This window comes from Streptococcus sp. HMSC065C01, from assembly GCF_001813525.1.
GTDB lineage: Bacteria > Bacillota > Bacilli > Lactobacillales > Streptococcaceae > Streptococcus > Streptococcus parasanguinis_V.
Genome location: NZ_KV812857.1, coordinates 13,007 through 25,341 on the forward strand (window position 1 = coordinate 13,007; position 12,335 = coordinate 25,341).

The following is a 12,335-nucleotide window of genomic DNA, read 5'->3' on the forward strand; positions in this document are numbered from 1 at the left end:
AGATATCCATGTTAAATGGATATCTTTTACTTTATTCCACCACTGCTTCAGCAATTTCTTCTGCTGTGATTCCTGCAAAGTAACGACCTAAGTTAATGGTTTGTAGGGCTTTAAGAACATCTTCGCGTTCATATTTAACACCACGAAGAAGCTCTTCTACTGCTGCAACATCTTCGATACCAAAGAAGTCACCGTAGATCTTGATGTCTTGGATTTTTGATTCAATGACGTTGGCGAAGATTTCAACCTTACCGCTTGGGAATTTTGTGCCACGACGGACATTGTATTCAGGAGATTTTCCATAGTTCCAATCCCAGGTACCGAACTTGGTTTCCTTGATCCGGTTGATTTCAGCCAATTCTTTATCTGAGAAGACGTACTCCGTCATTTCAGGGTATTCTTTCTTCATGTAGTCCAAAAGTAGGTCACGGAACTCTTCAACCGTGATTTTTTCTGGCAATTCATCGATAATATTGGTCACACGAGCACGGACTGATTTTACCCCTTTTGATTCAAACTTATCTTTAGACACTTTAAGCGCGTTAGCTAGGACTGACAAATCCACGTCAAAGAGAAGACAACCATGATGCATGATCCGGCCATTGATATAGGCTTGGGCATTCCCACAGAATTTCTTACCGTCAATCTCTAAGTCGTTACGGCCTGTAAATTCAGCTTTAACACCAAGTTCAGCTAAAGTATTGATAACTGGAGTAGAGAAGCTCTTGAAGTCAAAGGCCTTGTTTTCATCTTCTTTTGAAATGATTGTATAGTTAAGGTTGTTCAAATCATGGTAAACAGCTCCGCCACCACTGATTCGACGGACTACTTCAATTCCATTTTCACGAACATAGTCACGGTTAATTTCCTCGATGGTATTTTGGTGACGTCCTACAATAATAGATGGTTTGTTAATCCAAAGAAGGAAGATTTGATCCTCGTCCAAAAGGTGTTTAAAAGCATATTCCTCTAAAGCAATATTAAAAGAAGTGTCGTTTGAATAATTAATAATGTATTTCATAGTAATTCCAAAAATTCGTTTTATAAATCCTACTCATAGCAAGATGAGCATTAGACAGAAATAGTTGAATTTCACTTAAATTTTCTGAAGTAGTAAAAAGAAATGTAACGATAACTCGTTACATTTCTCGGAAAAATTGAGACAAGTGGCTCAATTTTTAGGCATGGAACTCTATGAGAGGTCGCTGCCGTCCGTACTACTTAAAGAAAATTTAAGTGAAAGAATAATATTATTTCTTCTTAGGTGAGTGAACTGCCAATCCAAGTACGTCCGCAAAGGCTTCGTACATCACTTCTGAGAAGGTTGGGTGCCCATGGATGGTCTTGAGCATTTCTTCTACAGTGATTTCCATCTCAATGATAGTTGAAGCTTCGTTGATCAATTCAGCTGCTGCTGGTCCAATGATGTGAACTCCAAGAACTTCACCATATTTCTTGTCTGCAATGACTTTTACAAATCCTTGAGCCGCATCTGATGCAATGGCACGTCCGTTAGCCGCAAAGTTGAATTTACCGATTTGGACATCATATTTCTCACGAGCTTGTTCTTCTGTCAAACCAACAGCCGCAACTTCTGGAAGTGTGTAGATAGCTGCAGGAGTTAAGTTCAATTTGGCAACAGCGTGGTTTCCTTTAAGGGCATTTTCAGCCGCTACTTCACCCATACGGAAGGCAGCGTGGGCCAACATCTTAGTACCGTTGATATCACCTGGCGCATAGATACCTGGAACAGACGTTTCCATGTATTCATTAACCTTGATCCGTCCACGATCCAATTCAAACTCAACTTCACCTATTCCTTCAAGATCTGGAACACGACCGATTGAAAGAAGAGCTTTGTTTGCGATGATATCGTCTTTGCCTTCAACCTTGATACGGAGTTTGCCATCTTCTTCAATGATTTCTTGCAGTTTCGTATCAGTCAAGATGGTCATTCCCTTACGTTCAAGGATCAAACGAAGGTTCTTAGAAACTTCCGCATCCATGGCTGGCACGATGCGATCCATCATTTCGATGACCGTAACCTTAGAACCAAAGGTCATGAAGGCTTGGCCAAGTTCGATACCGACAACCCCACCACCAATGATCACAAGGCTTTCTGGGACTTCATTCATATCCAAAATATCATCACTAGTCATTACAAGAGAAGACTCCATACCAGGAACGTTAATCTTGCTGACTTTTGAACCACCAGCAAGGATGATCTTCTTAGTTTCAAGTAACTCAGAACCATTGACCAAAACATTCTTATCTTTCGTAATGGTACCGATACCCTTATGAACATCAACTCCGTAGCTACGAAGAAGCCCTGCAACACCACCAACCAAAGTATTTACGACCTTGTTCTTAGTTTCAAGAACCTTGTCCATATCCACTGTGAAGCTAGGATTGTCAATGATGATCCCACGGTTTGCCGCATGACCGATATTTTCAATGATTTCAGCATTATGTAGGTAAGTCTTAGTTGGGATACATCCACGGTTCAAGCAAGTTCCACCAAGTTCAGATTTCTCAACAAGGGCAACTTTACCACCCAATTGAGCTGCCTTGATAGCAGATACGTAACCAGCAGGACCACCACCGATCACTACGATATCATAAGCATCATCGCTCTTATTGTCATCGTTTGAAGCACTTGCTGCAGCTGGTGCTGGGCTCGCTTCTGGTGCTGCTGCTCCAGCTGTAGGGATATTTTCCCCTTCTTCACCAAGGTAACCGATTACTTCTGTTACAGGAACAGTTTCTCCGTCCCCTTTCAAGATAGCGATCAAGTAACCGTCTTCTTCTGCTTCCAATTCCATGCTGACTTTGTCTGTCATGATTTCAAGGAGCACTTCTCCTTCTTTTACAAATTCGCCGACTTTTTTATTCCACTGGACGATTTGTCCTTCGGTCATATCTACGCCGGCTTTTGGCATAATTACTTCTAAGGCCATTTTATTTCCCTCTTTTTCTTGTTTCTATTCTCTCTCGTTGATTAGACCAACATTGAAATCGGGTCTTCAATCAAGGCTTTCAAGTCTTTCATGAATTTGGCACCAGCCATACCATCGACAACGCGGTGGTCAATGGTCAAGCCCAAGCTCATGATTGGACGAATGACAATTTCACCATTTACAACAACTGGTTTTTCAACCGTTGCACTAACTCCAAGGATGGCAGAGTTTGGTTGGTTGATAATCGGTCCAAATGATTGAACGCCAAACATTCCTAAGTTACTAATGGTAAAGGTTGAGTTTTGCAATTCACTTGGAGCAAGCTTACCATCCAAAGTACGTCCGATAACGTCCTTGAAGGCTACCACCAACTCTGATAAAGTCATCTTTTCTGCGTTATAGACAACCGGTGTCATCAGCCCATTATCCATCCCAACTGCCATCGCCAAGTTGACATAGTTGTGAGTGATGATGGTTTTGCCATCTTCCGTCAATGACGCATTGATGTATGGGTGTTTCATCAAGGTCTTAACAACTGCTAGAGAAAGCAAATCTGTTACAGTGACTTTTTTGCCAGTTGCTTCCATGATTGGATCCAATACTTTCTTACGAAGGGCCAACATTTGAGACATATCAACGTCATAGTTCAAAGTAAAGGTTGGTGCTGTCAAGTAAGATTCCACCATCCGTTGAGCGATCACCTTGCGCATTGGTGTCATCGGAATCCGCTCAATCTCACCATAAGGTGTCACATTATCTGGAACTTCTTCCACCTTCTCGATTTGAGCCGGTGACTTAATGGTCTCATTCTCAATATTTTCAGGAAGGAAAGCAAGGACGTCCTTCTTCATGATCTTACCACGATGACCAGTTCCTTGAATCTCTTGCCAAGCAATATTGTGTTCTAAAGCAATTCGTTTTGCAAGTGGTGAAATGCGAACCACATTTGTGTCTTTATAGGTTTCCACGTCTTCTTTGTGGACACGACCGTTTGCGCCTGAACCAGAAACATCATAGAGGTTGATCCCAAGATCATCCGCTAATTTTCTAGCCGCAGGAGTCGCTCTTAGCTTATCATCAGCCATGACCTCTCCTATTCTATACTAAGATATCAGGGACGCAGAGGACAAAGAAAAAATAGGAGATTGACGCTGTGTTCGATGAACACAAGGAAATCTATCTTTTTTTCACAGTCCTCCGTCCGGATTCAGTTATAAGATACTAAGGGCGTCAAAAGTCAAAGTGAAAATAGGAAACTTGACGAAGAAACTTTAGTTTCTATGAAAGTTTATCTTTTTCACCCAGACTTTAGCCCGTGCTCTAATCTAAGATATTAAGGACGCAGAGAACTTTGTACCTAAAAAGATACAAAGTTTCCTCGTCTAATTCAAATGACATTACATAATTTATGTTATGTACTATTCTTTATTGTACGTTTTACGAATGGCATCTTTGATGCTTTCAACTGTCGGAATCATTGCATTCTCAAGATTTTGTGCGTAAGGCATTGGCACATCTTCCCCCGCACAACGGCGGATCGGTGCATCCAAGTAATCAAATGCTTCTGATTCAGAAATGATAGCTGAAATTTCACCGATATAGCCACTTGTTTTGTGGGCATCATTGACAAGGACTACTTTTCCTGTCTTCTTGACAGAATTAATGATGATCTCTTTATCGAGTGGGACCAAGGTCCGTGGGTCTACTACTTCTACTGAGATGCCTTCTTCTGCCAATTCTTCAGCTGCTTGCATAACACGACGAAGCATTTTTCCATAGGTTACGACAGTGACGTCAGTTCCTTCGCGTTTGATTTCTCCGACACCAAGTGGAATCGTATAGTCTGGATCCACTGGCACTTCCCCTTTTTGGTTGAATTCTGATTTATACTCAAGAATGATTACTGGGTTGTTATCACGGATCGATGACTTGAGAAGTCCCTTCATATCTGCTGGAGTTCCAGGAGCAACAACTTTCAAACCAGGAATATGAGTAAACCATGATTCCAAGGATTGGGAGTGTTGAGCTGCAGATCCAACTCCGTTACCAGCAGCACAGCGAATGGTCATCGGCACTTGACCTTTACCACCAAACATGTAGCGAGTCTTAGCAGCTTGGTTAACGATAGCATCCATGGCAATTACTGAGAAATCCATGAAGGTCATATCAACGATTGGACGAAGGCCAGTCATGGCTGCACCAGCTGCCGCCCCTGAAATCGCAGCCTCAGAAATCGGACAGTCACGAACTCGTTCTGGTCCAAATTCTTCCAGCATCCCTACAGAAGTACCGAAGTCTCCACCGAAAACTCCGACATCTTCTCCCATCAACAATACATTTTCATCGCGACGCATTTCCTCAGACATAGCAAGGATAATGGTATCGCGGAAAGACATTAATTTAGTTTCCATAATTCTCTACTCCCCCTTAGTCTGCGTAAATATCTTCGAAAGCTGATTCGAGTGGAGGGAATGGGCTTTCTTCCGCAAATTTCACTGAAGCTTCCACTGCTTCTTTTACTTCTTCTTGGATCTGATCCAATTCTTCTGCGCTCGCAATCTCATTTTCAAGGAGATACTTGCGAAGGTTTTCGATTGGATCTTTCTTCTTCCACTCTTCTACTTCTTCACGGGTCCGGTATTTACCAGGATCAGATGAAGAGTGACCAAGCCAACGATAGGTGACACTTTCAATCAAGACAGGGCCTTTACCAGAGCGGACGTGTTCAACAGCCTTTTTAAATCCTTCATAGACATCGATAACGTTGTTTCCATCAGGAATAAACATTCCAGGAATGCCGTAAGCAGCACTACGTTCGTGGATATGCTCCACATTAGTCATTTTCTTGATGTCAGCAGAGATTCCGTAACCATTATTGATACAGTAGAAAATAACTGGCAGATTCCAGATTGAAGCCATATTGACCGCTTCGTGGAAGACACCTTCGTTGGTTGCGCCGTCCCCAAAGAAGCAGACAACAATCTTGCCAGTCTTATGCATTTGTTGAGTAAGGGCTGCACCTACGGCAATCCCCATACCACCACCAACAATTCCGTTGGCACCAAGGTTACCTGCATCAAGGTCAGCGATATGCATGGAGCCGCCTTTCCCCTTACAAGTACCGGTATACTTACCAAGGATCTCAGCCATCATGCCATTTAAATCGATTCCTTTAGCAATGGCTTGTCCGTGACCACGGTGGTTAGATGTCAGCAAATCATCGTCGTTTAAAGCCAACATAGCTCCAACATTGGCTGCTTCTTCCCCAACAGAAAAGTGCGTCATTCCTGGCACTTTCCCTTTTTTTACTAACTGTGCAATTTTTAAGTCCATACGACGGATTTCTTCCATTTTACGGAACATTTTCAATAAGAGACTTTTATCTAATGTTGCCATCATTTCGCCTTTCTTAGCATTTATTCATTCTCTTTCATTCTAGCCAAAAATGAAAGCACTGTCAAAAATAATGCTCATATAATTTCACAAACTTTATTCCTTGGAAGAAGGTTTTATAAGCTTTTTAAAATCCAAATACAATTTTTCACAATCTTTTCTCTTCTTCCTTTGCTATACATATAAAAAAACCGATAAGATCCTATCCTACCGGTCGTTATCTTATGATTGGCGTTGACCAAAGTCATGAATCATTTGTTCCAATTCTTCACGACTAGGTGTTGTAAGCATATAGAGGTAATCTCCCTGAAGTTCCGCAAAGGCCGCTGGCATGTCTTTCTTGACGCGGAATTGATCATGGTATTTAGCCAAAACTTCTTCCTCTGACAGAGCATAAGCTGCATTTGCACGACGAGAAGTTGCCAAGCAATAAAGGGGCTCAAACTCAGAAGCTGGGAAAGTTTCTCCTGCTACGATGGCAGCATAGCCACGGTACAAATCAATCGAGTGAGCGTAGTTGTAGACATCGATAGTAAAGCCACCTGCAGGGCGATTATTGTACTCGATCGCAATATAGTCATCCCCATCGCGGAAGAACTCAATGTGGAAGAAACGTTCCTTCATGCCAAAAGCTTTGACAATGGCTTCCCCGTATTGACGCAATTTTGAATCCATCTCTTTGAGGACATAATAAGAATTGTCCATCTTGTAGAGCATCAAATCGAGTGGCGTATAGGCATAGTCAAAAGTAGTCGAGAAGACAATATTACCATCGCGATCGACCAGACCATCAAAGGTACAAATCTCGCTAGAAGTGACGAATTTCTCAAAGAAGTACTCGGTATGGCCATCCCATTCTGCCTTGAAATGGTCCACATCTTCTGCTGTTTCGATCTTGAAGGTCGCTGCTGCTCCTACCCCATTGTCAGGCTTAGCAATCAATGGCAACCCAATCTTCTTCACGGCCTTATCAATGTCTTTTTCTGTTTTAACCACAGCACCCGGAACGACTGGGACTCCAGCCTTCTTGAAGAGTTTCTTCATTTCGGATTTGAACTTGGTTTTCTTCAAATCTTTTGGCTTGGCACCAAAGACATTGAATTGCTCCCGAAGCGCCGCATCCAATTCCAACCAGTATTCATTGTGGGATTCGATACGATCGATTGGACCGTGTTTGTAGAAAAGAAAGGCTACTGCACGCTTCACTTCGTCCAGATTTTCTAAATTTTCAACACGGAAATATTCTGTTAAGCTGTTGCGCAATGGCTCATCTAACTGTTCATATGGCTCTTGACCAATTCCCAAGACAGTGATCCCTTTATTAGCCAGTTCGATTGTAAATTGTTGGAAGTTTTGTGGGTAATATGGTGAAATAACGATATAATTCATTGAGGTCTCCTCCCTTTTTACTTATAGATGCATTTGGCCTAGGAAATAAGGCATTTGTTTGCGCCACCATTCCCAATCGTGGGCTACATCATGTCCCCATTCAGCGAACCATGCAGGAATATTTTTGTGATCAAAGGCTTCTTTCAGTTTGTAGAAAGAGGGAAGCCCGTCTTGTTCCCAAGCCCCTAAACCAGTACAAACAACGATTTCAGCCTGACGGTAACGATCGATAAACCAGCCATCGTTTTGGTTCCAAATATAATCAGATGGCGAGTTTTGGTAAATGGCTTCATCGCCTCCAAAGTCACCAACAAAGAAACGAGCGTCATAGACACCACTCAAGGCAATCACTTTGTTAAAGACATCTGGATGTTGCAAGAAGAAATTAAGTGCGTGGTAGGCCCCCATAGAGCAACCAGTTGTCATCATCGGATCAAACCAGCCTGTTTTGTGTTTGATAAAAGGAATGGCTTCTTCAATCACATAGCGTTCATAAGCTCGGTGCATTTCTGCTCGATCGTGAGGATTCTTCCAATTACAAAGCCAGCTTTCACTATCGACACTCGAAAGGGTGAAGAATTGAACCCGTCCTTCTTCGATAAACTGAGCACAAGCATCAATCATACCAAAGTCATAGTATTCGTTATGGCTTCCACCTGAGGAGGCAAAGACCACAACAGGAATCCCTGCGTGCCCATAGCGGTTCAAATACATTTCACGGTTGAGTTGGCCACTCCAGTGGCTTAAATGTTCAATATTCATAAGTTCCCTCTTTCCTTTATTTCTTTAATTTACAGTCTATTAATCCCATTTTTCTGCCAAAAAGCGAAGGCATTCTGGTAAATGTTCGGCCCATGCTTCTTCGTGGTGAATAGCCCCAGATTGAATCCGAATGGCAATATTTTCCAAAGCCACCCCTTGTTGAATGACATCGTGATAGTAACGAAGGGATGAGTCGATGTAGGCTTGCTTGATGTTTCCTGCCATCAGCGTTTTATCCGTATCATCCGCCTCTTCAGTCCCAACATAAATGTAGATCCGTTGGTCTGCATATAATTTTTTGCGTTCGATATAATGATTGAAGGCATCTTGATGCAGCCAGTTAGCAGAGGAGAAGACTCCCAGACAACCGATTTGATCTTGGTATTCTAATCCCAAGAATTGGGTAATATTTCCACCCAAGGAAGATCCAATCATGGCCGTATGTTCTCGATCAGCAAGAGTTCGGTATTCTTGGTCGATAAAAGGTTTCACCACCTCCATGACAAATTCGCCGTACTCAACGCCCTTGCCACCAAATTGCATGCCAGGAATATTAGATTCCTTGTACTTCCAGGCAGAGTATTCATTCATCCGTTGCAAACCATCGTTATCAATCGCAACGACAATCATGCGACTAATATCGGGATTCCGCTTAATGGCTGGAATCACCTTCCAGGAATGACCCGCATAGGCCTCCTTGCTATACAAAACGTTTTGTCCATCGTGGAAATAAACAACAGGGTAACGTCTGTCTGTATCCGTTTCATAATTCTTAGGTAATAAGACTCGCACACGACGGAGTTTTCCGGTATAAGGCACTTTCAACTCGTGTGTCTTCATATCTAAATAAAAATAGGATTTGTTCATTGTCAGAAAACTCTCTATATTCTAAATTTTATTCATTATACCATTTTTAGAAGAAAAAGTCTGGATTTTCTCCAAACTTTTTCCTTTCTTGGGTTATTTTTCCATAAACTGAGCCAAATCTTGTAAAGAACGTTCGGCAATTTTCTCATACCGTTCCTTTTTATCCCGAATGCGTGGGCCTTCTAGCTCCTTGATAATCCCGAAGTTGACATTCATGGGTTGGAAATGTTTGCTGTCAGCATGGGTGATATAGTGAGCCAAACTTCCGATAGCTGTTGTTTCTGGGAAAATGGCCGCTTCTTCTCCTTTGAAAAGGCGAGCTGCATTAATCCCAGCAACCAAACCTGAGGCAGCTGACTCAACATAGCCTTCTACCCCTGTCATTTGACCCGCAAAGAAGAGGTTTGGTTGTTTCTTCGAACGGTAGGTTTGTTCAAGCAAATTTGGAGAGTCCATGTAAGAATTGCGGTGCATGACTCCGTATCTGACAAACTCCGCATTTTCCAAACCTGGAATCATTTGGAAAACCCGTTTTTGCTCACCCCATTTAAGGTGAGTTTGGAAGCCAACGATATTGTAGAGGCTAGCAGCCGCATTGTCTTGGCGCAACTGAACGACTGCGTAAGGTGTCTTAAACTCTCCATCACGTGGACCTTTGTAATCATCTGGATACTCGAGTCCAACTGGCTTCATAGGACCATAGAGCATGGTTTTGATACCACGTTTGGCCATGACTTCAATGGGCATGCAGCCTTCGAAATACTTTTCTTTTTCAAAAGAGTTGAGCGGGGCTTCTTCCGCATTGACCAAAGCCTCATGGAAATCCATAAACTCTTGTTTGGTCATGGGACAGTTGAGATAAGCCGCTTCTCCCTTGTCATAGCGTGACTTGAGATAGACCTTGTTCATATCGACAGTATTGACATCGATAATAGGAGCTGCTGCATCATAGAAATAGAAGCCATCTCCACCATTAAGGGCATGGATCTTCTCTGCCAAGGCATCACTGGTTAGGGGACCCGTTGCGACCACTGTAATAGCATCTGTCGGCAATTCCGTAATTTCATCACGAATGACTTCAATGAGAGGGTGTTGGGACACCTTCTCCGTCACCCGGCTAGCAAACCCTTCCCGGTCCACTGCCAGTGCTCCACCGGCTGGTACACGAGTCGCTTCAGCTGCTTCAAGGATGACAGAACCCAGACGGCGCATTTCTTCTTTGAGGAGACCGACAGCATTGGTGAGAGAATCCCCACGAAGAGAGTTGGAACACACTAACTCAGCAAAGTTATCTGTTTTGTGTTGCGGAGTTGATTTGACCCCCCGCATTTCGTAAAGCTTGACCGGAATACCACGTTCTGCGATTTGGTAGGCTGCTTCCGAACCCGCCAATCCAGCACCGATAACATTGATATAAGATTGAGACACGACACTAATACCTCTTTGGGTATCAAAACACCCTTCTGGACTGTTTGACACCCACAAATCTTTCTAATTTTCTACTTGGTCCATTATACCAAAAAGCCAAGTAAAAAGACAGGGAGGCTTTTCCTTCCTGTCTAGACTTTAACTAATTATTTTCTTATAAACACAACCAAGCTGCTAAGAGGGCAGAGAGGATACTGAATAAGGACCCGATCAAGTAATACTCCGCAAAGGCTGGATTTTCCGAAATTTTATTGTAGCGAGCGATGGACTTGGCTGTAAAGACTAGACCGATCGAAGCAAATTGCCCATAGACGAGACAGGCGCCAATCACCAAACGCTCTAAAAAACCAATCATAGAACCAGCCCCAGTGATCGTATCCATTTTCTTCTTGCTGGTTGGTTGATACTTGGCAAACAGAATTTTAAAGGCAATATTGCTTGGTTTCCCAACTAGGAGGACATAAAAGATTAGATTTAAAATGTCCAAAGGCAGATAGGTCGAACCATTCTTCGCTCCTAAAAGGACTAGACAGCTAATGATGCTGATATGCAAGACTTGATCCAATGCAAAAATCCAGGCGGTTGGTAATTTCAATTGCTTCTGCACGATAGGTTTCAAGAAATCTATTGCGGCATGGCTTATTAAAACGACTAAGCAAATCCACCACAAGTCTAGATGAAAGAGCGAAACAATGAACAAAGGCAAAGCCACATACAGAATGTGAAGCCCGAGCACCTTCTTATCCTGATCCTTGCGATCCGCCATCTTCTGACTTTGAAAATAATAATCCGATAACAAATGACAAATCAACAAAAGAATCAAGTATGGATTCGTTACGATACTAGACAATCCGCTCATGGGCCTCTCCTTTCTCTAATCTTTGAATACAAGCTAGTGCTGCTGCTCGTCCCCGTAAATAAACACGAATACTACTACTCTTTAAGCGCTTGGACAGGGCACTTGGGTTAAGCCCCAGCGATTGGGCCAAATCTTGCTGACTAAAGTTTTCACTATAGACAGATCTCTTTAGCAGATTGAGCAGGATCTCTTCCTGACTCTCTCTCCAGCCCGAACGTATGGCCTCTCCAGAAGCGATGAGCGCATTCACCACTAAATCCTGGCTGTCATTACCGCTCAAAAAATAGATCTGGGTATTGCCATAATCATTTTTCTGATGGACCAGATTAATGGCTGCGCGTGCATTCCAATAGGCTGGTCCATCTGCACCGATACTTTGCAGAGGATCAATATCCGTTACAATCTCCCCGAGGCCAATGCCGAAACGAAGTTGAGTCGGTTTTAGTTCTGAACGCAAGGTATCGATAATTTGAAAAACGGGAGCCTCTACTTTCAAAAGGGCCTGAAACTCATCGCCCAAAGTTAAGGTAAAAGCCGATGCTAGGCAGTCTTTAAAAAGCTCATTGATCTTTTGAAGCGTTTTTTCTAACTGTTTTTGCAGGTCAAAACGTTCTTGTACGATTTTGGAATCAATCACATCTGCAATCAAAGCAAGATACATAAGCCCACCTCCTTGTGTC

At 42.7% G+C, this 12,335-nt stretch carries 11 protein-coding genes; all 11 read right to left on the reverse strand.

The annotated features are described in order from the left end of the window. Window positions 1–31: 31 nt before the first annotated feature. Entirely contained in the window at window positions 32–1,021 is a 990-nt protein-coding gene (locus tag HMPREF2918_RS05585) for a lipoate--protein ligase (protein WP_070594814.1), read from the reverse strand. A 229-nt stretch (window positions 1,022–1,250) separates the two neighbouring features. Beyond that, window positions 1,251–2,957, reverse strand: a complete 1,707-nt coding sequence (lpdA, locus tag HMPREF2918_RS05590) for a dihydrolipoyl dehydrogenase (protein ID WP_070594815.1) — start codon at window positions 2,955–2,957, stop codon at window positions 1,251–1,253. A 41-nt stretch (window positions 2,958–2,998) separates the two neighbouring features. Then, the gene (locus tag HMPREF2918_RS05595; RefSeq protein WP_048789010.1) at window positions 2,999–4,042 is read right to left on the reverse strand and encodes a dihydrolipoamide acetyltransferase; all 1,044 of its coding nucleotides are present in this window, start codon (window positions 4,040–4,042) and stop codon (window positions 2,999–3,001) included. Window positions 4,043–4,375: 333 nt separating this feature from the next. Further along, window positions 4,376–5,368: an alpha-ketoacid dehydrogenase subunit beta gene (locus HMPREF2918_RS05600; RefSeq protein ID WP_003011072.1), complete on the reverse strand. Its 993-nt coding sequence runs from the start codon at window positions 5,366–5,368 to the stop codon at window positions 4,376–4,378. A gap of 16 nt (window positions 5,369–5,384) precedes the next feature. Then, window positions 5,385–6,353 (reverse strand): thiamine pyrophosphate-dependent dehydrogenase E1 component subunit alpha, encoded by a 969-nt coding sequence (locus HMPREF2918_RS05605; protein WP_070595079.1) that lies wholly within the window; start codon window positions 6,351–6,353, stop codon window positions 5,385–5,387. A 219-nt stretch (window positions 6,354–6,572) separates the two neighbouring features. Next, window positions 6,573–7,739: an ATP-grasp domain-containing protein gene (locus HMPREF2918_RS05610; RefSeq protein WP_070594816.1), complete on the reverse strand. Its 1,167-nt coding sequence runs from the start codon at window positions 7,737–7,739 to the stop codon at window positions 6,573–6,575. Window positions 7,740–7,760: 21 nt separating this feature from the next. Continuing rightward, window positions 7,761–8,501 carry an esterase family protein gene (locus HMPREF2918_RS05615; protein ID WP_070594817.1) on the reverse strand — a complete coding sequence of 247 codons (741 nt, stop codon included), beginning with the start codon at window positions 8,499–8,501 and terminating at the stop codon, window positions 7,761–7,763. A gap of 39 nt (window positions 8,502–8,540) precedes the next feature. Further along, entirely contained in the window at window positions 8,541–9,368 is an 828-nt protein-coding gene (locus HMPREF2918_RS05620) for an alpha/beta hydrolase (RefSeq protein WP_070594818.1), read from the reverse strand. A 93-nt stretch (window positions 9,369–9,461) separates the two neighbouring features. Then, on the reverse strand, window positions 9,462–10,796 hold the full coding sequence (gene trmFO / locus HMPREF2918_RS05625) for a methylenetetrahydrofolate--tRNA-(uracil(54)-C(5))-methyltransferase (FADH(2)-oxidizing) TrmFO (protein WP_070594819.1): 1,335 nt from the start codon (window positions 10,794–10,796) through the stop codon (window positions 9,462–9,464). Between the two features lie 154 nt (window positions 10,797–10,950). Next, window positions 10,951–11,655, reverse strand: a complete 705-nt coding sequence (locus HMPREF2918_RS05630) for a DUF3307 domain-containing protein (RefSeq protein WP_070594820.1) — start codon at window positions 11,653–11,655, stop codon at window positions 10,951–10,953. Next, window positions 11,639–12,316, reverse strand: coding sequence for a SatD family protein (locus HMPREF2918_RS05635; RefSeq protein WP_070594821.1), 678 nt, complete (start codon window positions 12,314–12,316; stop codon window positions 11,639–11,641). The genes HMPREF2918_RS05630 and HMPREF2918_RS05635 overlap by 17 nt, the downstream gene beginning before the upstream one ends. Window positions 12,317–12,335 lie beyond the last annotated feature (19 nt).

Excerpts from the sequence above, each read along its gene's own strand:
- HMPREF2918_RS05585 (WP_070594814.1), bottom strand. The coding sequence starts at position 1,021 with ATGAAATACATTATTAATTATTCAAACGACACTTCTTTTAATATTGCT.
- lpdA (WP_070594815.1), bottom strand. The coding sequence starts at position 2,957 with ATGGCCTTAGAAGTAATTATGCCAAAAGCCGGCGTAGATATGACCGAA.
- HMPREF2918_RS05595 (WP_048789010.1), bottom strand. The coding sequence starts at position 4,042 with ATGGCTGATGATAAGCTAAGAGCGACTCCTGCGGCTAGAAAATTAGCG.
- HMPREF2918_RS05600 (WP_003011072.1), bottom strand. The coding sequence starts at position 5,368 with ATGGAAACTAAATTAATGTCTTTCCGCGATACCATTATCCTTGCTATG.
- HMPREF2918_RS05605 (WP_070595079.1), bottom strand. The coding sequence starts at position 6,353 with ATGGCAACATTAGATAAAAGTCTCTTATTGAAAATGTTCCGTAAAATG.
- HMPREF2918_RS05610 (WP_070594816.1), bottom strand. The coding sequence starts at position 7,739 with ATGAATTATATCGTTATTTCACCATATTACCCACAAAACTTCCAACAA.
- HMPREF2918_RS05615 (WP_070594817.1), bottom strand. The coding sequence starts at position 8,501 with ATGAATATTGAACATTTAAGCCACTGGAGTGGCCAACTCAACCGTGAA.
- HMPREF2918_RS05620 (WP_070594818.1), bottom strand. The coding sequence starts at position 9,368 with ATGAACAAATCCTATTTTTATTTAGATATGAAGACACACGAGTTGAAA.
- HMPREF2918_RS05630 (WP_070594820.1), bottom strand. The coding sequence starts at position 11,655 with ATGAGCGGATTGTCTAGTATCGTAACGAATCCATACTTGATTCTTTTG.
- HMPREF2918_RS05635 (WP_070594821.1), bottom strand. The coding sequence starts at position 12,316 with ATGTATCTTGCTTTGATTGCAGATGTGATTGATTCCAAAATCGTACAA.